The sequence below is a fragment of the Bacillus sp. FSL H8-0547 genome, assembly GCA_038002745.1.
GTDB lineage: Bacteria > Bacillota > Bacilli > Bacillales > Bacillaceae > Bacillus_P.
This window is the reverse complement of sequence record JBBODD010000001.1, coordinates 1,965,849-1,985,531: the sequence shown is the minus strand read 5'-3', so window position 1 is coordinate 1,985,531 and position 19,683 is coordinate 1,965,849. Positions and strand designations below refer to the sequence as shown.

Here is a 19,683-nt window from a genome sequence, read left to right as displayed (position 1 = left end):
GATTCTCCTGTTTTCTTATGCTATCTTCCGTGCGTTAGCCACTTATAACGTACGATTCTCCTGTGCTCTTATGCTATCTTCCTGGCGCAAGTCACTTATAACGTACGATTCTGCCTTTTACTTATGCTATTTCCTGGCGCCGGCCGTTTTTAACATACGATTCCTGCCATTTCCTACAAAAAAAAGAACGGCCATCAGCCGTTCTTTCTTCCTTACATCTTTTCAGGAGCAGATACTCCAATTAGTGTAAGCGAGTTTTTCAATGTAATTTGTGTTGCTCTCATTAAAGCGAGACGCGCTTTGCTTTTCGCTTCGTTTTCAGGGTCAAGCACTTTTTCTGCGTTGTAGAAGCTGTGAAGCGCAGAAGACAGATCATAAATGTAGTTTGTGATTCTGTGCGGGATCCGCTTTACAGCTGCTTCTGCTACTGCCTGCGGGAATTCGCCGAGTTTTTTCAGAAGCTCGACTTCTTTTTCAGACGCTATATCTTTAAAGTCCTGAACACCTTCGTATGAAAGTCCCTGCTCTGCCCCCTGGCGCAGCATGCTTTCGATGCGGGCATGTGCATATTGGGCATAGAATACCGGGTTTTCGTTTGACTGTGATGCTGCAAGGTCCATGTCAAAGTCCATGTGGGTATCAGCGCTTCTCATCGCGAAGAAATAGCGTACAGCATCAAGTCCTACTTCTTCCATCAGATCGCGCATCGTCACAGCTTTGCCTGTCCGTTTGCTCATTTTCATCTTTTCGCCGTTTTTATATAAGTGAACGAGCTGAATGATTTCAACTTCCAGCGTGTCTTTTTCGTATCCTAGGGCTTCAATTGCCGCTTTCATACGCGGAATGTAGCCGTGGTGGTCAGCGCCCCAGATGTTGATCAGCTTTGTAAAACCGCGGTCAAGCTTATCTTTGTGATAAGCGATATCCGGCGTTAAGTACGTGTAAGAGCCGTCGTTTTTAATAAGCACGCGGTCTTTATCATCGCCGTAAGCAGTTGAACGGAACCATGTCGCTCCGTCTTCCTCGAAAATATGTCCCTTTTCGCGGAGAACGGCAAGAGCATCGTCAATTTTCCCGTTTTGGTAAAGAGATGTTTCTGAATACCAGACGTCAAACGGCACGCGGAAAGCATCCAGATCCTTCTTCAATTTATCCATTTCGAATTTCAGGCCGTACTCACGGAAAAACGCAAGGCGTTCTTCTTTGCTTTCTGACACAAACCGGTCGCCGAATTCATCAGCAAGCTTTTTGCCGATGTCAATGATGTCCTTGCCGTGGTAGCCGTCTTCAGGCATCGCTGCGTCCTGTCCGAGAGCCTGAAGGTAGCGCGCTTCAACTGACAGAGCGAGGTTGTTGATCTGATTGCCTGCATCGTTGATGTAATATTCGCGGGAAACATCGTAGCCTGCTTTATCAAGAATGTTGCACAGGGAATCGCCGACCGCTGCACCGCGGGCGTGGCCCAAGTGAAGCGTGCCTGTCGGGTTGGCTGATACAAACTCAACCTGAAGCTTTTCATTGTTGCCGATGTTCACTTCGCCGTATGCCTCTCCTGCGTCAAGAATAGACGGAATAAGATCTGTGAGGTATGAATTATTCATGTAAAAATTGATGAAACCGGGTCCGGCAATTTCAATTTTTTCAATTGACGCCTTTCCTTTATCAAAAGAAGCTACAATATCTTCTGCGATTGCTCGCGGTGCTTTTTTTGCAACACGCGCAAGCTGCATCGCCATGTTTGTTGAATAGTCTCCATGGGCTTTTTCTTTCGGAAGCTCTAAGATCACGTCAGGAATCTGACTTTCTTCTGCAAGTCCAGCCTTAAGTACTGATGCTTTAATTTCGTCCTTTAACCGTTCTTTAACCTGCTCAACGATGTTCATCCTTTTTCCTCCCTAAACATGATCGTTAACATATGTGAATGCGAATCTTCTTCGCCGATTTGAAGTTCATATTGAACACGGATGATGCCGCCTGCGTTCCCGTCAGTCATCCTGACAGAAATGGTTTTTGTCCACGTTTCAAGCCTGAGTTCCCCGAACTGCGTCCTGTAGTTTGTCATGGTGTCCACATCTTTTACAAAGCGCTGCTTCATGGAGACGGCCCCGGACCTCATAATAAACACTTCATCATCCCTGAATTTGACGACCGTTTTTACTTTTCCGTACTCGTGTTCCTCGTGATAGCTTAAATAGGAGGCGTTGTTTTTTACATAGTGTTCGCCGGAAGTAAAAAGCTCCAGGTTTTCTGTGTCCCCGCCCTGATTGATCTCCGTTTTTACGATCACTTGAACTGGTTTGCTTGCCGTCATTGTCACACATCCTTATAAAAGTATCCGCTATTAACTTATCCAGTATAAAGATTTCGGGCAGAAAATTCAATAGAAGGCAAGTAGTAGTTATCATCGTTGACGTTCTGGGGTCATTTATACCCAAAAATGAAAAAGCTCCAGTTTTGAACTGGAGCTTTTCTCATTACGGGCGCTTTTGCACCCAGCCTAAAATCATTTCACGGATCAGTTTGCTTGCTGTATTGGCCGTCTGTTCAGAGTTGTCATAGATAGGCGCGACTTCTACGAGGTCTGCACCGACAACATGAATGTCCGAGCCTGCAATCGCATGAATGGAAGCAAGCAGTTCTCTTGATGTAATCCCGCCGGCATCAACAGTTCCCGTTCCAGGTGCATGTGCCGGATCAAGAACATCGATGTCGATTGTGACATAAACCGGACGTCCGGAAAGAGTCGGAAGGATTTCCTTCAGCGGCTCCAGCACTTCGAATTTCGAGATGTGCATGCCGTTTTCCTTTGCCCACTGAAATTCTTCCTTCATGCCTGAACGGATCCCGAATGAATACACATTTGACGGTCCGATCAGATTGGCTGCTTTGCGGATCGGCGTTGAGTGGGAAAGAGGCTCTCCTTCGTACTCTTCACGAAGATCTGTATGGGCATCCATATGGATGATCGCAAGGTCCGGATATTTTTTATACATTGCTTTAATGACCGGCCAGGAAACGAGATGTTCTCCGCCCATGCCAAGCGGGAACTTATCCTCCGCCAGTAGTTTATCAATGAAGTCTTCAATGATATCAAGGCTGCGCTGCGCATTTCCAAACGGAAGCGGAATGTCACCTGCATCAAAGTATTTTACTTCCTCAAGCTCGCGGTCTAAATACGCGCTGTATTCTTCAAGACCGATAGACACTTCGCGGATGCGCGTCGGACCGAACCTGGAGCCTGGACGGTAGCTGACCGTCCAGTCCATCGGCATGCCGTACAGAACGGCTTCGCTGTCTTCGAATGTCGGGTGGCTTTTAATAAAAACGTTGCCTGAATAGGCTTCATCAAATCGCATTTGTGTTTCCTCCTGATTATTTGATAAGATCTGCTACAAATTTCGGCAGGACAAACGCTGCTTTATGAAGCTCTTTTGTGTAATACTTCGTTTCGATCTCATGGAAGCGGTCTTCGCTTACTTCAAGCGGATCATATTTTTTCGATCCAAGTGTGAACGTCCAAAGTCCGCTTGGGTATGTCGGGATGTTTGCTGTGTAAAGACGGGTAATCGGGAAAATTTCCTTAACGTCACGCTGCACGTTGCGGATCAGGTCAGGCGTGAACCAAGGGTTGTCTGACTGTGCAACAAAGATGCCGTCTTCTTTAAGCGCTTTTGAAATTCCAGCATAGAAGCCTTTAGAGAAAAGGTTCACAGCAGGCCCTACAGGCTCTGTAGAATCAACCATGATCACGTCGTATTCGTTATTGCTCTCTGCGATGTGCATAAATCCGTCGCCTACTTTAACCTCTACGCGCTCATTTTCAAGCTCTCCGGCAATTTCAGGCAGGTACTTTTTAGAGTACTCGATCACTTTTCCGTCGATATCAACAAGCGTCGCTTTTTTCACGCCTGGGTGCTTCATGATTTCACGGATAACCCCGCCGTCTCCTCCGCCTACAACAAGAACGTTTTCAGGATTTGGATGAGTGAACAGCGGTACGTGAGCAACCATTTCATGGTAGACGAACTCGTCCACCTGTGACGTCATAACCATGCCGTCCAAAAGAAGCATGTTGCCCCACTCTTCTGTTTCGACCATGTCAAGCTTCTGGAATTCTGTCTGCTCTGTATGTAAAGTGCGGTTAATTTTAATTGTAATACCGAAGTTTTCGGTTTGTTTTTCTGTAAACCAATGTCCTCCCATTTTAAAACTTCCTTTCTATATATAGTTTCTTTTAAAGCTACAGTAACGATTATTCCCTAATCGGTCATTCTGATTCGCCAAATTTCGAGTTCAAAACCTCACGGAAAAGTATAGATGAATCTAGCAAAATTGCAAGAAGAATTTTAATAGAAAAGGTTTAAAAAGACTGAGATTTTCTCATACTGATTAACAGGAAAGGATGCGGGTTTCACGTATTCCGAAAAGATGCAGAAATGAGGTGGGGAACATGGAGGTTATGACGCCGCGGAGAATGCGCATAACTATCAAAGCCGTACGAGCTGCTTTTTTTATCAGTCTTATTGCCATTTTTACAGGGTCAGTCTTGCTCGGCACCATCATGCTTACAGCTAAATGGCAGGGTGCTCCTTCCCTGGCCGTTCAGCAGTCTTCCATTATGTATGCAGGTGACGGGTCTGAGATTGCAAGGACCCACCACGGCGGCAAACGGTACTGGGTGAATCTCGAAGAAATGTCCCCTTCCCTGCTGGCAGCGACAGTGGCCGTCGAGGACAGGCACTTTTACAGTCATCACGGGTTTGACTATAAACGGATTGCCGGTGCTGCGATAGCAGACTTAAAAGCGATGGCAAAGGTTCAGGGGGCGAGCACCATTACCCAGCAATACGCACGGAACCTTTATCTTGGACACGATAAAACATGGAAGCGAAAATTGTCAGAAGCGTTTTACACCATACGCCTTGAGCTGAATTACAGCAAAGAAGAAATTCTGGAAGGCTATTTAAATACAATTTACTACGGACACGGGGCATACGGAGCTGAAGCTGCCGCCAGGTATTATTTTGACAAAACGGCCGCAGAATTATCCCTGGCTGAAGCATCAATGCTTGCAGGAATCCCTAAAGCCCCAGGCTCTTATTCTCCTTTTGACAATCAGGAGCGTGCGAAAAGCAGGCAGGAACTGATCCTGAAAACGATGGTGAACCAAGAGCTGATCTCTCAGGCAGAAGCAGATAAAGCCTATAATGAGCCATTAAAATACAGAGCAGTCGAAGCTGTCAAAGCACCCGAATCAGCCCCGTATTTCCAGGATGCTGTCATGAAAGAGCTGTCTGAAAAGCTCAACCTTGACAGAGTCACAATTGAAACGCGGGGATTGCGGATTTTCACAACCCTCGATCTTGAGATGCAAAAAATGGCGGAGCAGAAGATGGCGGACATCATTGATGAAGACTCAGCCATCCAGGCAGGCTTTATGGCCATGGACCCGAAAACGGGGCAGGTAAAGGCGCTGATCGGCGGAAGAGACTATTCAGCAAGCCCCTTCAACAGGGCTACGCAGGCTAAGAGACAGCCTGGTTCGACTATGAAGCCGTTTCTCTATTATGCCGCAGTGAACAAAGGGTTCACCCCTTCTACCCTGCTGAAAAGCGAACCGTATACGTTCAAATTTGAGGACGGCAAATCGGTTTACAAGCCAAGCAACTATAATGGCTATTATGCAGACGGCGATATTACGCTTGCACAGGCCATTGCACTTTCAGACAACATCTATGCTGTGAAAACACACCTTTTCCTTGGCATGAATGAACTGATTGATACATCAAAAGCACTGGGCATTACAAGCAGGCTGCAGAAGGTGCCGTCCCTTGCATTAGGCACGTCTCCCGTAAAACTTTCTGAAATGGTCGGCGGATACGGGATGCTTGCAAACGGCGGCAAGCAAATCGAGCCTTCTTTCATTAAAAGAGTGGAAGATGCAGAAGGAAACGTTATTTACCAGAAGGAAAAAACAGGTGAACAAGTACTGAACGCAGAAGCAGCCTTTGTCACATCCCATTTGATGACTGGAATGTTTGATGAGCAGCTGAATGATTATACATCCGTTACCGGCCATGCCATCATCCCGAAGCTTTCGCGGGAATATGCAGGAAAATCCGGTACGACAAAGACCGACAGCTGGATGATCGGCTATGCCCCGCAGCTTGTTGCAGGTGTCTGGACAGGCTACGATAAAGACCAGACAATCGATGCAGTAGCAGAACGCAGCTATGCCAAGGATATTTGGGCCGGGTTTATGGAAGAAGCGCTGAAGGATGAGTCCGTGAAGGCTTTCTCCCCTCCAAAAGGCGTCATCGGCGTCTACATCAATCCGAAGACAGGCAAGCTCGCATCTGACAACTGTCCTACTAAGAGATTCGCTTATTTCGTAAAAGGCACAGAGCCGACGGAATATTGCACTGATCACTTAGAAGACGGGAACAGCAGTCCTCAAAAAGGTGAAGAAAAGCAGGAAGAAACGTGGTACAAAAATGTATGGAAATGGTGGGACTAGGCAGCAGCCGCCCCTAAAAGATGAAAAACCCCGGACCGCCCATGGTCCGGGGTTTTTCGTGTCCTAGCTTTATAAGCTATCTTCAGTTTACTAAAATCGAAAGAATTTGACAATTTGTTCACAGGAACGTCACAGGATTGTCACGATTCTCCGAGCCCTGTTTTCAGCTCCGCACCGGAGTTGTTCCACATGTCTGCGTTATGGTTTTTCAAAAAGTTCATCAAAACCCCTTTAGAAGGTGCATCCATGTGATCAACCATAATATGGCGCTTAAGGGATTTATCCATCTTGTTTACGTGTTCAGGCAGCGACTTATAGCCCCTTCTGATTTCACGGTCGACCGTCATTTCACAAGCCGTTACACCAGCGTAGTACGGCCCTTCCGCTTTGCGGTCAATGGTCACCCATACGAGCCAGAACGGCTTTCCGTTCGGCACATCTTCCTTGTTCGGAAGAAACTTAATGCCCTTTTCAACCGTGCTTCTCGCATGCATCGCACCGATGTCGACAAAAGCTTCCCCTTCATTTACATCTATAAAGACAGGCGAAATATTCTCAAGGCTCAGTGCACCGACCCCGTAGCCGCCGTGGCCGTCAGTGGGATCGTTCTTAATAATATTAAACGCGACCTTTTTCTTTTTCTTATCTTGCTCCATTAAAATAACCTCCTAGAAAAACGGGGTGAGTATTGTATAAAAGACAGTCATAACAGCTTCTCTGCCGAAATCAAAAACAGGATAAATCGTGTACTTGCCAAGCGGTGTCAAAACTAAAATCAAAAAGACGACAATCCCGTAGTTTTCAAACTGCGTCATTTTCGCCCGGATGCGCGAAGGCGCCAGATCTTCAAGGATCCGGTATCCGTCAAGCGGCGGAAACGGAAACAGATTGAAAATGAACAGGGTAATATTTAATCCCACAAGGATGTTAAAAAACTGCTCCAGACTTTCTGCCATACCTGATGACAAACCGGTCAAAACCCCTGTACTTAAAAGTATATACCATAACGCCAGGCCAATAAAAGCGACGAGCAAATTGCTGAGGGGCCCGGCAGCCGATACGAGTATTCCGGCAAGCCGCGGCTTTTTAAAATAAAACCGGTTGACCGGAACCGGCCTCGCCCATCCGAAGCCGGCAATAAAAATCAGGATCGTCCCGATCGGATCAAGATGCTTCAGCGGCGACAGGGTCAGCCTTCCCTGATTCTTTGCAGTAGGATCTCCAAATTTAAAGGCCACATACGCATGGGCAAACTCATGCACCGAAAACGCAATCGCAAGCACAATCACAACGTACGGAATGAGCTCCAATTCAAACGCCAAAAATTCCACCAATCATTCTCCTCGCTAAACATTCTATTCTCCTTCAAGTATACTATAGAAGAATCCAGCTAGAATACAAAAAGGAGAGTGTAACATGCCATACGTAACTGTAAAAATGCTTGAAGGCCGCACAGAAGACCAGAAAAAGGCATTAGTCGAAAAGGTAACTGCAGCTGTATCCGAAACAACAGGCGCTCCTGCCGAGAAAGTCACTGTATTTATTGAAGAAATGAGCAAAAATCATTATGGTGTTGGCGGAAAGAGACTTAGTGATCAATAATAACAAAAGCGGAAGCGCCAAGACCCGCTCCGATAGGCAGATAAGAATCCGGCAGAAAAGTCCGGGTCCCGCCTTTTTTGCCGGATTTGTTCTGACAGAGGATCTAGGCGCTTACGCTTGCCGATGATAACTTTGTCAGTTGTTCATAGTCTTATATCGCTTGAAAATCCCGCTAAATAACCAAACAAAATCCCCCGGCAAAGCCCGGGGGATTTTCTATTGAAAAGCCTTCGTACGAATTGCCTCTATGTACTCATACGCCTGGCTGATTTCTTCTTCTGTATATTTCTGCTTGCTCTTAAGCGTAAAGACCTTTTCTTTTACTTCCTCTTTTTCAAGGGAATCGAAGTACAGAACGGTCGAGACAAGCTCGAGGAATCTGGCGGACTGACCGTTTAAATCCTGCATGCATTCCTGCATCGGCGGCATGTCCGGCTCATAATTGGCAAGAAACTCTTCGCCTGCCTCTGTCAGGGAGTAGCGGTACTGAAAATACCCGCCTTTTTTCTCGTGCATTTCATTTAAAAACCCGAGATTGCAGAGCTCTTCAATTCTTAGTGTCAGTTCCTCTGAATATGGTCCGTAAAAGTGAAAATCATATTTTTCATAAAAAGGAAGATTGATCTTTTTGGCTATGTAGATCATCTTCTGCAGCTTTTTCCGCCCGGTAATCTCACCCGAAGAAGAAAAGACCTTCATCAGCTTTGCGTGTTCATTCAGCAAACCCCAACACTCCTAACCTTGTATTTTCACAGTATCTCTCTCTTTTTATTGTGTACTGAAGCGGTCCGCTCCCGGCCTAAACATTCAGCAATTCCATAATCCGTTTCTTCGCTGTTCGTTTTGATGACATATCCTTTATGAGATCTAATGGAAAATACAGCTTGTGGTCGGTTCTGCGCTTCCCTGATATCGCATCTACAATCTCCGACTGGCGGGAAAGCTCCCGCAAATCTCCGTTTGGCAGCTGCAGATGAATCGGAAGACGCTCCTCTTCCTCTCCCGGACGGTAAAAATCGTAAGGAAGGTCAGACGATGAATCCACTACAAGATAATAGTCAGGGTCGATGCCTGCTTTTTTAAACAAAGCTGTAAGCTCCATCAGCTTCTTCATTTCCACTGTTGCAGCAGGATTAAACTCCGCATATTGAAACAAGTTACGGTTCATGAACCTCCTGCAAAGGTCGCTCAGGATCGGATCAGCTTCCTCCTGCCACTGCTGGAAATAGTACATCACAACGGACTCATCAAGCTTCAGATAATCCTCCGTGGTGACTTCCTCTTCAAAAATAGAATAAAAGTGAACCGGGTCCTGCCTGAATGTGTAGTAGTCTTTGTGAAGCTGCTTCGCACGGTGGAGAATTTTTGTCAGGATAACCTCTGCACTCCGTGTGACAGGATGAAAATACACCTGCCAGTACATTTGGTACCTGCTCATAATGTAATCTTCTACAGCATGCATCCCGCTTTGCTTGATGACCACCTGATCTTCGCGCGGCCTCATGACTCTGAGAATCCGCTCCATATCAAAATGTCCGTAGCTGACTCCCGTAAAATAAGCATCCCGCTGCAGGTAATCCATCCGGTCGGCGTCAATCTGGCTTGAAATAAGGCTGACAACCTGCTTATTCTCATACGTTTTGCCGATAACCTCGGCAACCTTTTTCGGAAAATCGTCTCCCATCTGGCGCAGGACGGCATTCACTTCCGTATCACCCGTCAGGATCTCCCGTGTAAAGACTTCGTGATCCATGTGAAACACTTTTTCAAATGAATGCGAAAACGGACCGTGCCCTAAATCGTGCAGAAGGGCTGCGCAAAGCGAAAGAAGCCTGTCGTCATCATTCCACTCAGGACGTCCTTTAAACACGTCATCTACGATTCTCCGCACAATTTCATAGACTCCCAAAGAATGATTAAACCGGCTGTGTTCTGCTCCGTGGAAGACAAGATAAGTCGTTCCGAGCTGTCTGATCCTGCGGAGCCTTTGAAACTCTTTCGTTCCGATCAGATCCCAAATCAGCTTGTCCCTTACATGGATGTATCTGTGTACCGGATCTTTAAACACTTTTTCCTCAGAAAGCTTTCCGCTAATGGCCACTTAAAGTTCCCTCTTCCATCTTGACTTGTATCCATTATATCGATTTGGAAATGATGGCTTCAACCATTATTTTCAAAATGAATCCGATAAAAAAATCACCACTGCAGGATGTGCCAATGGTGATATTATTTCTTCAGTTTTGTTTCAATTTTAACGATCAGCTCGTCCTCATTCGGAGCTGATAGCGGACGGTTATTAACAAACGCAAACGATTTTTTTCTGCCTGGACCGCAGTATGACTGGCACCCGATGTCAATTTTCGCATCAGGATCCACTTTTTTCAGGCGCGGCAGCAACGTCTTCATGTTGGTTGCCTGGCAATCGTCGCATATTCTGAATTCATTTGCCACTGTCTTACAACCCTTTCCTTCTGTGAATCACGTTCAAACACTATTTGGTATTTTACAGCTATTTGAACGCCAATGCAAGCCGGGGGAAATAACTTCTAGAAAGAATTCCTTTTTAGAAAATCTACTATCCTTGTAAAGTTTTTGTATAAAACCCGCCCAATCTGGCCAGAATGGTAACAAGAAAATACACAACTATTTATCTAATGAAAAGCGGATGCACATTTTATCTGCTTCGCATCTTAAGAAATTATTCTATCTACACTTTTATTAAGGGAGTTGGAACACATGAAACAGCGACAAGACGCCTGGTCAGAAGAAGATGATCTGTTATTGGCTGAAACCGTCCTCCGCCATGTGCGTGAAGGAAGCACTCAGCTGAATGCCTTTGAAGAAGTAGGAGACAAGCTTAACCGCACGTCGGCCGCCTGCGGATTCCGCTGGAACGCCGTTGTCCGCCATAACTATGAAAAAGCGCTTCAGCTTGCCAAAAAACAGCGCAAGCAAAAAATGCGCGCAGCCGGAAAAGGACAGCCCGCCAAAAAGCAGCTGCTCTACTCTCCGCCTGAAACTGAGAATGTACCTGTACCTGAAGAAATTCATACGGCTGTCTATGAACAAGAAGAACTGCCTGCTGTGACACACCCTGCCTACCAGGAAGATGTGCACATGGAAGAAACTTATGAGATTCCATTTACAGCCCGCAGACCTTCTGTGCCTTCTGTGCCTTCACCATCAGCCGAACTGACCATGAGCCAGGTCATTTCATTTCTAGAATCATATTCTCAGTCAATCGAGCACGTAAATGCGCTCAAACTTGAGAATGAGAGATTAAAGCGAGAGAACTACGAGCTTTCCATGCGAAACCAGGATCTTGCCATAAAAGTATCACAGCTCGAGCAGGATACCGTCATGGTGCAGGAAGATTACGAAACACTCATGAAAATCATGAACCGTGCAAGAAAGCTTGTCTTATTTGAAGAAGAAGAGCGTCCGGCCACAAAGTTCAAAATGGACCGGAACGGCAATTTGGAGAAGCTGGCGGAGTGATAAAAAAGATGTCCTGATGGGGCATCTTTTTTAGTTGAAGATTAAAAGGCTGAATGCTCTTGTTTCGTGAGGAGAAAGTGCTTGAAAAAGAGTTTTGGAGCGCTAACGGCGGATTGTGGTGGGGCGTTAGTGTTCTTAAAACTGGTTTGCTGCACAAACTCTTCTCTGGGAAGGTGCGTTAGTGTTCTTAAACCTTGTTAGCAGCACAAACTTTTTTCTGGGAAGATGCCTTAGTGCTCTTAAACCTGGTTAGCAGCACAAACTCTTTTCTGGGAAGATACTAAAGTGCTCTTAAACCTGGTTAGCAGCACAAACTCTTCTCTGGGAAGATGCCTTAGTGCTCTTAAACCTGGTTAGCAGCACAAACTCTTCTCTGGGAAGATACGTTAGTGTTCTTTAACCTTGTTAGCAGCACAAACCCTTTTCTGGGAAGATACTAAAGTGCTCTTAAACCTTGCTAGCAGCACAAACTTTTCTCTGGGAAGACGCGTTAGTGCTCATAAACCTTGTTAGCAGCACAAACTCTTTTCTGGGAAGATACTAAAGTGCTCTTAAACCTGGTTAGCAGCACTAACCCTTTTCTGGGAAGATGCGTTAGTGCTCTTAAACCTTGTTAGCAGCACAAACTCTTCTCTGGGAAGATGCGTTAGTGTTCTTAAACCTTGCTAGCAGCACAAACTCTTCTCTGGGAAGATGCGTTAGTGCTCTTAAACCTTGCTAGCTGCACAAACTCTTCTCTGGGAAGATGCCTTAGTGTTCTTAAACCTTGTTAGCAGCACAAACTCTTCTCTGGGAAGATGCCTTAGTGCTCTTAAACCTTGCTAGCAGCACAAACTCTTCTCTGGGAAGATGCCTTAGTATTCTTAAACCTTGTTAGCAGCACAAACCCTTTTCTGGGAAGATGCCTTAGTGCTCTTAAACCTGGTTAGCAGCACAAACTCTTCTCTGGGAAGATACGTTAGTGTTCTTAAACCTTGTTAGCAGCACAAACCCTTTTCTGGGAAGATACGTTAGTGCTCTTAAACCTTGCTAGCAACACAAACTCTTCTCTGGGAAGACGTGTAAGTGTTCTTAAACCTTGTTAGCAGCACAAACCCTTTTCTGGGAAGATACGTTAGTGCTCTTAAACCAGGTTTGCTGCACAAACTCTTTTCTGGGAAGATGCTAAAGTGCTTTTAAGCACTGGTTTACAGCACAAACTTTGTACAGTGAAGACGAGTACAAAAAAACAGGCAAGGAACTCCCCTCCTGCCTGCTTTTTTGCCATCTATTGAACGGTCCCAAATACCTTCTCATTCCGGTCATACATCCGAAGCAGGTTTTTTTCAAACAGCACCTGCTCATCAACAGAGAGGGATGCTGAATAGATTCTTCCGCTCAGCTCCTTCAGTGTCTTCAGAAAAGAAAGCATCAGCGACTGTACGTTGATCTCATCGTGAAGCAGCTCGCTCAGCGATGCCATTGTTTCCGGAACAATTTCCGGATACGCAAATTTTGTCTGCTCCCCTTTTTTGGCTAGCTCATAAAATCTGCGGATGAGCTCAGCACGCTCTGAGCCGCTTCCATCTGCACAAAGATAGATTTGAACAGCTATTCCCCCGCGAAGTCTTCGCTGCGAAATCCCTGCGAACTTTTTCCCGCCGATGCTGAGGTCATAGCTGCCTGGGCAGTACGAACCGGTTATTTCACGGGCTTCAATCTCCGCATTATAAGGCTTCAGCATCCGTTTGATCAGATCCCACATCGTGTCATAGCCGCGGTTTATATCAATTCCTTTATCTGTCTCAGGAAAAATTAGCGAAATGTTGAGGACCCCCTCATCCAGCACAACGGCAAGACCGCCGGAGTTCCGGACAATGACGCGGTAGCCCTGCTCCTTTAAAAAAGCAATTCCATCCTGCAGATAAGGAAGCTTTGTGTCCTGAATGCCGAGTACAATCGTTTTGTGGTGTACCCATGTTCTCGCCGTTGCTGGCGATGTGCCGTTTCCGACAGCCGTGCACAAGGTGTCATCCATGGCAAAGGACTGCCTCGCATCAAAATGAGGCCCGAGACTGGACTGGTCGACAATTTTCCATTCATCCTGTTTCAGCAGTGTTTCAAAAGACATCTTCGTAGACTCCTTAGCGTTTATAAACATGTATATTATAGCATGAGCTCAAGAAAAAAGAGACAGCGGCCGCTGTCTCTTCTCCTACGATTAGATTGCCTGTCCGGCAGTAATCAATGCAAGTTTGTATACATCTTCTGCGTTGCATCCGCGTGACAAGTCGTTAACCGGTGCATTCAGTCCCTGAAGGATTGGGCCTACTGCTTCAAAGTTGCCCAGACGCTGAGCAATTTTGTAGCCGATGTTGCCTGCTTCAAGGCTTGGGAAAACAAATACGTTAGCGTCGCCTTTCAGTACAGAATCCGGAGCTTTAGAAGCTGCTACGGACGGTACGAACGCAGCGTCAAATTGGAATTCGCCGTCAAGCACAAGAGTCGGGTCCATTTCTTTCGCAATTTTCACAGCTTCCGCTACACGCTCTGTTTCCGGTGATTTAGCTGAGCCTTTTGTTGAAAAGCTGAGCATCGCCACTCTCGGCTCGATGTTGAACATGTCAGCTGTTTTTGCGCTTTCGATGGCAATTTCAGCAAGATCCTGGCTGTCTGGAGAAATGTTGATTGCGCAGTCTGCAAAGACATATTTCTCATCGCCGCGCACCATGATGAACACGCCTGATGTTTTTTTAATGCCTTCTTTTGTTTTAATAATCTGAAGAGCCGGGCGAACAGTATCTGCTGTTGAATGAGCCGCTCCGCTTACAAGGCCGTGTGCCTGTCCTGTGTAAACAAGCATTGTGCCGAAGTAGTTTTCATCCAAAAGAATCTTTTGAGCCTGTTCTTCTGTCGCTTTTCCTTTGCGGCGCTCTACAAAAGATGCCACAAGCTCATTCATGCCTTCAAACGTTTGAGGGTCATAGATCTCAACACCTTCAAGCGTAAGATTCAGTTCATTCGCTTTTTTCGTGATCTCATCTTTGCTTCCGACAAGAATCGGGACCAGAATGCCTTCTCCGGCAAGACGGTTTGCAGCTGTAAGAATACGCTCATCCGTACCTTCAGGGAAAACAAGTTTCAGCTCTTTTCCTGATACTTTTTCTTTTAAAAGACTAAATAAATCAGACATTCCAAAACCTCCTAATTTGTTAAAAACAAACACTCTACAGACAAGGATACTCCACTTTCAGGCAAATTCAAACAAGCCCGGACCAATGCAGCGCTTACAAGACAAATTCTTTATTTTCTAAATAGACAAACAACTTTACACTTAAACATCCCTATTTAATATGTGCAGCAGAGTCTGATTTCATTATTCGATGGACAAACTGTGGTATAGTAAATAGCGTAAATAAGTATGATGAAACGGAGTGAACGTACATGAGTGAAGCTGCACAAACACTTGACGGCTGGTATTGCCTGCATGATTTCCGCGCAATGAACTGGGCGCTCTGGAAGACGGCAAGCAGCGATGAACGCCAGTCAGCCATTTATGAGTTTCAGGGTTTGCTTGAAAAATGGGGACTTGCAGATGAGCAGAAGCAGGGAAGTCAGGCACTGTACTCGATCGTCGGACAAAAAGCCGACTTTATGCTGATGATTCTGCGCCCTACGATGGAAGAACTGAATGTCATTGAAACAGAGTTTAATAAATCAAAGCTTGCTGATTACACCCTTCCAACCTTCTCTTACGTGTCAGTGGTGGAACTCAGCAACTATCTTCCTGCAGGAGAAGATCCATATCAGAATCCGCAGGTTCTTGCCCGTCTGTATCCTTCCCTTCCTGAAGCGAAGCACGTCTGCTTCTATCCGATGGATAAGCGCCGAAACGGCGAAGACAACTGGTACATGCTTCCGATGGAAGAACGAAAAAGCCTGATGCGCAGCCACGGCATGATTGGCCGCCAGTATGCCGGCAAAGTAAAGCAGATCATTACAGGATCTGTCGGATTTGATGATTTTGAATGGGGCGTAACGCTTTTTTCAGATGATGTGCTTCAATTCAAAAAGCTTGTATATGAGATGAGATTCGATGAAGTGAGCGCGCGCTACGGCGAGTTTGGCACATTCTTTGTCGGAAATATTCTGCCTGAAGATAAATTGTACAGCTACTTCCATATTTAACGGTCACAAGCTCTTGCCGGATCAGGCAGGGGCTTTTTTTGTGTCATAACGCTTATTCTCCGTTCATACCTATAAATGAGTGAGATTGATCTTTCATCCGGTCACACTGCTTCTTTGCGCCACCCGGGGCAAATGATTCTGGTGTTTATTCATTTCTTACTGATTAAGGAGGGTTATTATGAATTCAGGTTTCAATCAGTTTGGAGCAGGCTTCAATCCTTATGGATATGATTACCGTCAGCAGCAGCCGCAGTTTGGACAGCAGCAGCAATTTGGACAGCAGCAGGGCGGCGGACAGCAGGGTATGCAGGGCGGGCAGCAGCAGACCCCGACTCAGGCACAGGGCGGGATGCTGCCGCTTGAAGAATCATATGTGGAAAACATTCTTAGGCTTAACCGCGGTAAAGTTGCGACGATTTACATGACATTTGAAAACAGCAAAGAGTGGAACTCAAAAATCTTTAAAGGCGTGATTGAAGCAGCCGGCCGCGATCATATCATTCTGAGTGATCCGAAAACGTCCAAAAGGTACCTGCTTTTGACCATTTACCTTGATTACATTACGTTTGATGAAGAGATCGCCTATTATTATCCATACGACATGGCGTCCTATTCGCCTAGATAAGGTCTGATCTTTGGAGCATATACCGTGTATGCTCTTTTTTAGCCTTTCCAATAATAGCGATCGTCTTCACCCGTATCGTCAAGCGATACGTCCTTTTGCTTTTCCTGCTTAAAAAGGGCAATTGTTTCCTGTTCTGCCTGTGAAAGCGTACTCTGCACTGGTTTGGGCTCTTCTTTCACAAGTGTATGGACATAGCTCTCCATGATGCTTGTCCTGTCCTCATATCGCTTTAAAAAAGCCGATACGGCTAGAAGCAGGCTGCCGCCGATCATCAGGTAAACAAAAATAGACAGGCCGGGAAGCATCTGAATATAAAAAAGGCCGTAGGGCTCGTAATACTGCTGATTCTCTTCTGTCAGCATTTTATAGATAGTTGATATGGAGCTTAACCCTCCGGCAAGCCCTCCAATGATCATGATACCCGCAATAATCGTCAGTATTTTCTTCACTTTTCTCCCGCCTTCCTTTTTCATTATTTTACCATGCAGCAGAATTTTAAGGGTAGCAAAAAGGCGGACAGAACTCTTCCTGCTGATTAGGCCGGCCTCAGTACAAAAGCGCAAGCGCCTTGGTCAGATCCGATAGGCAGATAAGAATCCGGCAGAAAAGTCCGTTTTTGACTTTTTTGACGGATTTGTTCTGACAGAGGATCTAGGCGCTGGAGCTGGACGATGATATCTTTGTTATCTTATCAACAGCCTTTTATTTTTTATAATTACCTTAACAATGAAAAGAGCCCCGCCTCAGGCGGAGCTCTTTAACACTAATTATAGGAACTTCACGGCTGCAATGATGATCATTACCCAGGCAATAAGGAAGGAAAGTCCGCCAAGCGGAGTGATGGCTCCAAGGACACTGATTTGCGTAACTGCCAGAACGTACAGGCTTCCTGAAAACAGCAGAATGCCGATAAACATCAGCCACCCCGCCCAGTTCAGCATGCCTGCCTGCGGAAGCTTGTCCATGAGAAACGCGATGACGAACAGGCCGCCTGCGTGGAACATTTGATAGGTGACGGCTTTTTCCCAGATGTTCAAGTATCTTTCAGGAATTTTCCCTTCAAGTCCGTGTGCGCCGAATGCACCGAGTGCCACTGAAAGAAACGCATTTGCTGCAGCAAGAATTAAAAATAGTTTCACAATTATCTTCTCCCCGGTTTTGAAATCTAAGCTCTGCTTTCATCTTACCTTAACGCACCTGCAATGCAAAGGCAGGAAGCGTATTCGTCAACGGATAATTAGAAATCGAAAAGGGAGTCGCCGCTGTCTTCCTCTTCTTTTTTCTTATTCAAGGAGGAGGCGCCCATCATTTTCTGCAGCTGAAGAGCATCCACTTCTAAAGGCTGTGATGCCTGCAGTTTCGGTTTGCCCGGTTCGTGAGACTCCCCGCTTCTCTCTTCAAGGACAAGGTCGCACAGAGTCTTAACAGCAAGCAGACGCTCTCTTACCTCTGACTCGCTTGATTCATTCATTGCCATGCGGACCTCTCTTTCCATTTTTGCGAGCAGCTTTGAAATATGAATATCCATTCTTCTTTCCTCCATTATGATTTTTTAAGCGTATATTTTAAGCAGTTTTCACCTGAAGATTTTTTCACCTCAGCAGATGGCCTTGCAGCTGATTTAAAGCCGAAAGCCCTGCATCCATTTGGAAATTGTCTATCCCAGGTCACGTAGTAATGTGCACATTTTAAACAGTTGATCTGCTGAACGTTCATCTGATATCCTGCCTTTTTCTTATTCCTTGCTCCCTATTATAGCAGGTGTTTTTGCACACCGCCTGCAAAAAAGAGGTTTACATCTCGTGCCCGGGTGATAAATAACCAGTATTACTAAACAGGAGAGTGATTGAATATGAAACCGACAGTTAAAGAATACACAAATGATGAAATGTTGAAGCAGGATGTAACTGAGCTGAAAAATCAGGGTATTGATAAACAGGACATTTATATTCTTTCACACGATGACGAGCGCACCAACCGTGTAGCAGGCAGTGCGGACGCCAACACAATCGGTCTTTCTGAAATGGGCCTTGGCAGCGCAGTCGGCAACATTTTCAGCAAAAAAGGAGACGAGCTCCGCACAAAGCTTGAAGAAATCGGATTCAGCAAGGATGAAGCTGAGCGATATGAAGAAAAGCTTGATGAGGGTAAAATTCTGCTGATGGTGACAAATCATGACCGCGTAACCGGCGGAATTTAATGGCTGACAAAAAGGAGGTGCAGAGGCACCTCCTTTTCTTTTCAGTTTTTTATGCTTCGGCGGGCAAGGCGCTTATTTGATTTCCCAGTCAATTTCTTCTCTTCCCATTTTCCGCAGTGCTTCATTTGTCTTCGAAAAAGGTTTGCTTCCGAAGAACCCTCTGCGTGCAGAAAAAGGACTTGGGTGAGGCGACTCAATGATGACATGCCTGTTTTCATCAATCAGCTCTTTTTTGGCCGTTGCATGCTTTCCCCATAGAATAAAGACAACCGGCTGTTCCCGTTCGTTCAAAAGCTCAATGATCCGGTCGGTGAAAGTCTCCCACCCCTGACCTTTATGCGAGGCAGCCTGCCCTTTCCGCACGGTGAGGACTGTATTCAAAAGGAGCACACCTTGTTCTGCCCATTTTTCAAGGCAGCCGTGATCCGGAGGCTCGTAACCGAGGTCATCTTTCAGTTCAAGAAAAATGTTGCGCAGTGAAGGAGGCTGCTTCACTCCTTTTTGCACAGAAAAACTCAGCCCGTGTGCCTGGTTCGGCCCGTGGTAAGGGTCCTGACCGAGGATAACGGCTTTCACATTCTCGTAGGATGTTGCATCCAGTGCATGAAAGATATCATTCATGGGAGGATAGACAGTTTCAGAAGCGTATTCCTCTTTCAGGAATTTTCTTAGTTTTGCATAATAGGATTTTTCGAATTCGGGTTTAAGCCACTGCCACCAGCCGTCATGAAGAAGCTGTTTCAATTGTGTTTCCCCCAATCACATGCAGGTTTCTTCTACTAACGAGATCAGTTTTTTCAGCATGGAAACTGAATCTTCAAGTGTTAAAGAATAGAAGCGCTTTGTTCCCTGCTGTTCAGTGACAACCAGTCCCTGATCTTTTAAGATTTTCAGATGATGAGAAATAGCCGGTCTTGAAAGTCTGGACTGCTCCGCAATTTCGTTGACGGTCAGCCGCTCTGTTTCTGCCAGTAATAAAATAATATCCTGTCTCGCCGGATCTCCGAGAGCATGGAATAATGGGATGCAAGATCGAAATGTATCAATTGCCTGATCTCCCATTCACTTCACACC

Annotated in this window: 23 protein-coding genes; 6 read left to right on the top strand and 17 right to left on the bottom strand. The window is 45.8% G+C overall.

The window, feature by feature from the left end; genetic code table 11:
- Positions 1 to 212: 212 nt before the first annotated feature.
- The 4 genes from argS to speE form a co-directional block, all read right to left on the bottom strand.
- The gene (gene argS, locus MHB63_09840) at positions 213 to 1,883 is read right to left on the bottom strand and encodes an arginine--tRNA ligase (protein MEK3806829.1); all 1,671 of its coding nucleotides are present in this window, start codon (positions 1,881 to 1,883) and stop codon (positions 213 to 215) included.
- Positions 1,880 to 2,311, bottom strand: coding sequence for a DUF1934 family protein (locus tag MHB63_09835; GenBank protein MEK3806828.1), 432 nt, complete (start codon positions 2,309 to 2,311; stop codon positions 1,880 to 1,882). Before MHB63_09835 ends, argS begins: the two co-directional genes overlap by 4 nt.
- Positions 2,312 to 2,474: 163 nt before the next feature.
- Positions 2,475 to 3,356 carry an agmatinase gene (speB, locus tag MHB63_09830; GenBank protein MEK3806827.1) on the bottom strand — a complete coding sequence of 294 codons (882 nt, stop codon included), beginning with the start codon at positions 3,354 to 3,356 and terminating at the stop codon, positions 2,475 to 2,477.
- 16 nt (positions 3,357 to 3,372) lie between these two features.
- Positions 3,373 to 4,203, bottom strand: a complete 831-nt coding sequence (gene speE, locus MHB63_09825; protein MEK3806826.1) for a spermidine synthase — start codon at positions 4,201 to 4,203, stop codon at positions 3,373 to 3,375.
- A 247-nt stretch (positions 4,204 to 4,450) separates the two neighbouring features.
- Here speE and MHB63_09820 point away from each other — a divergent pair, with 247 nt between their 5' ends.
- Positions 4,451 to 6,517, top strand: coding sequence for a PBP1A family penicillin-binding protein (locus tag MHB63_09820; protein ID MEK3806825.1), 2,067 nt, complete (start codon positions 4,451 to 4,453; stop codon positions 6,515 to 6,517).
- Positions 6,518 to 6,657: 140 nt separating this feature from the next.
- On the opposite strand, the gene MHB63_09815 is transcribed toward MHB63_09820, so the two are convergent.
- The gene (locus tag MHB63_09815) at positions 6,658 to 7,173 is read right to left on the bottom strand and encodes a YwhD family protein (protein ID MEK3806824.1); all 516 of its coding nucleotides are present in this window, start codon (positions 7,171 to 7,173) and stop codon (positions 6,658 to 6,660) included.
- Positions 7,174 to 7,185: 12 nt separating this feature from the next.
- On the bottom strand, positions 7,186 to 7,851 hold the full coding sequence (locus MHB63_09810; GenBank protein ID MEK3806823.1) for a site-2 protease family protein: 666 nt from the start codon (positions 7,849 to 7,851) through the stop codon (positions 7,186 to 7,188).
- A gap of 82 nt (positions 7,852 to 7,933) precedes the next feature.
- Here MHB63_09810 and MHB63_09805 point away from each other — a divergent pair, with 82 nt between their 5' ends.
- Positions 7,934 to 8,119 (top strand): 2-hydroxymuconate tautomerase, encoded by a 186-nt coding sequence (locus tag MHB63_09805; protein ID MEK3806822.1) that lies wholly within the window; start codon positions 7,934 to 7,936, stop codon positions 8,117 to 8,119.
- Positions 8,120 to 8,335: 216 nt separating this feature from the next.
- Here the strand turns inward: MHB63_09805 and MHB63_09800 are convergent, their stop codons facing one another.
- From MHB63_09800 to MHB63_09790, 3 genes are all read right to left on the bottom strand, one after another.
- Entirely contained in the window at positions 8,336 to 8,842 is a 507-nt protein-coding gene (locus tag MHB63_09800) for a YwgA family protein (GenBank protein MEK3806821.1), read from the bottom strand.
- Positions 8,843 to 8,918: 76 nt separating this feature from the next.
- Positions 8,919 to 10,220, bottom strand: coding sequence for an HD domain-containing protein (locus MHB63_09795; GenBank protein ID MEK3806820.1), 1,302 nt, complete (start codon positions 10,218 to 10,220; stop codon positions 8,919 to 8,921).
- A gap of 125 nt (positions 10,221 to 10,345) precedes the next feature.
- Positions 10,346 to 10,570, bottom strand: a complete 225-nt coding sequence (locus MHB63_09790) for a DUF1450 domain-containing protein (GenBank protein MEK3806819.1) — start codon at positions 10,568 to 10,570, stop codon at positions 10,346 to 10,348.
- A gap of 285 nt (positions 10,571 to 10,855) precedes the next feature.
- Between MHB63_09790 and MHB63_09785 the strand changes: the two genes are divergently transcribed.
- Positions 10,856 to 11,617, top strand: coding sequence for an RsfA family transcriptional regulator (locus tag MHB63_09785; protein ID MEK3806818.1), 762 nt, complete (start codon positions 10,856 to 10,858; stop codon positions 11,615 to 11,617).
- A gap of 1,267 nt (positions 11,618 to 12,884) precedes the next feature.
- On the opposite strand, the gene MHB63_09780 is transcribed toward MHB63_09785, so the two are convergent.
- Complete coding sequence (locus MHB63_09780; GenBank protein ID MEK3806817.1) at positions 12,885 to 13,727, bottom strand: biotin/lipoate A/B protein ligase family protein; 843 nt, start codon at positions 13,725 to 13,727, stop codon at positions 12,885 to 12,887.
- 90 nt (positions 13,728 to 13,817) lie between these two features.
- Positions 13,818 to 14,789 carry a phosphate acetyltransferase gene (gene pta / locus MHB63_09775; GenBank protein ID MEK3806816.1) on the bottom strand — a complete coding sequence of 324 codons (972 nt, stop codon included), beginning with the start codon at positions 14,787 to 14,789 and terminating at the stop codon, positions 13,818 to 13,820.
- A 251-nt stretch (positions 14,790 to 15,040) separates the two neighbouring features.
- Here pta and hemQ point away from each other — a divergent pair, with 251 nt between their 5' ends.
- Both hemQ and gerQ read left to right on the top strand, forming a co-directional pair.
- The gene (hemQ, locus tag MHB63_09770) at positions 15,041 to 15,784 is read left to right on the top strand and encodes a hydrogen peroxide-dependent heme synthase (GenBank protein ID MEK3806815.1); all 744 of its coding nucleotides are present in this window, start codon (positions 15,041 to 15,043) and stop codon (positions 15,782 to 15,784) included.
- A 178-nt stretch (positions 15,785 to 15,962) separates the two neighbouring features.
- Complete coding sequence (gerQ, locus tag MHB63_09765) at positions 15,963 to 16,409, top strand: spore coat protein GerQ (protein ID MEK3806814.1); 447 nt, start codon at positions 15,963 to 15,965, stop codon at positions 16,407 to 16,409.
- Positions 16,410 to 16,447: 38 nt separating this feature from the next.
- Here gerQ and MHB63_09760 read toward each other — a convergent pair whose 3' ends face one another.
- The 4 genes from MHB63_09760 to MHB63_09745 form a co-directional block, all read right to left on the bottom strand.
- Positions 16,448 to 16,858, bottom strand: coding sequence for a hypothetical protein (locus tag MHB63_09760; protein MEK3806813.1), 411 nt, complete (start codon positions 16,856 to 16,858; stop codon positions 16,448 to 16,450).
- A 318-nt stretch (positions 16,859 to 17,176) separates the two neighbouring features.
- Positions 17,177 to 17,548, bottom strand: coding sequence for a DUF423 domain-containing protein (locus tag MHB63_09755; GenBank protein MEK3806812.1), 372 nt, complete (start codon positions 17,546 to 17,548; stop codon positions 17,177 to 17,179).
- A gap of 98 nt (positions 17,549 to 17,646) precedes the next feature.
- Positions 17,647 to 17,937 (bottom strand): YwdI family protein, encoded by a 291-nt coding sequence (locus MHB63_09750; protein ID MEK3806811.1) that lies wholly within the window; start codon positions 17,935 to 17,937, stop codon positions 17,647 to 17,649.
- Between the two features lie 14 nt (positions 17,938 to 17,951).
- The gene (locus MHB63_09745; GenBank protein MEK3806810.1) at positions 17,952 to 18,125 is read right to left on the bottom strand and encodes a uracil-DNA glycosylase; all 174 of its coding nucleotides are present in this window, start codon (positions 18,123 to 18,125) and stop codon (positions 17,952 to 17,954) included.
- A gap of 136 nt (positions 18,126 to 18,261) precedes the next feature.
- On the opposite strand from MHB63_09745, the gene MHB63_09740 reads away from it, so the two are divergent.
- Positions 18,262 to 18,609, top strand: a complete 348-nt coding sequence (locus MHB63_09740) for a general stress protein (GenBank protein ID MEK3806809.1) — start codon at positions 18,262 to 18,264, stop codon at positions 18,607 to 18,609.
- 72 nt (positions 18,610 to 18,681) lie between these two features.
- Here the strand turns inward: MHB63_09740 and MHB63_09735 are convergent, their stop codons facing one another.
- Both MHB63_09735 and MHB63_09730 read right to left on the bottom strand, forming a co-directional pair.
- On the bottom strand, positions 18,682 to 19,353 hold the full coding sequence (locus tag MHB63_09735; protein ID MEK3806808.1) for a uracil-DNA glycosylase: 672 nt from the start codon (positions 19,351 to 19,353) through the stop codon (positions 18,682 to 18,684).
- Between the two features lie 15 nt (positions 19,354 to 19,368).
- Positions 19,369 to 19,671 carry a metalloregulator ArsR/SmtB family transcription factor gene (locus MHB63_09730; protein ID MEK3806807.1) on the bottom strand — a complete coding sequence of 101 codons (303 nt, stop codon included), beginning with the start codon at positions 19,669 to 19,671 and terminating at the stop codon, positions 19,369 to 19,371.
- Between the last annotated feature and the right edge of the window lie 12 nt (positions 19,672 to 19,683).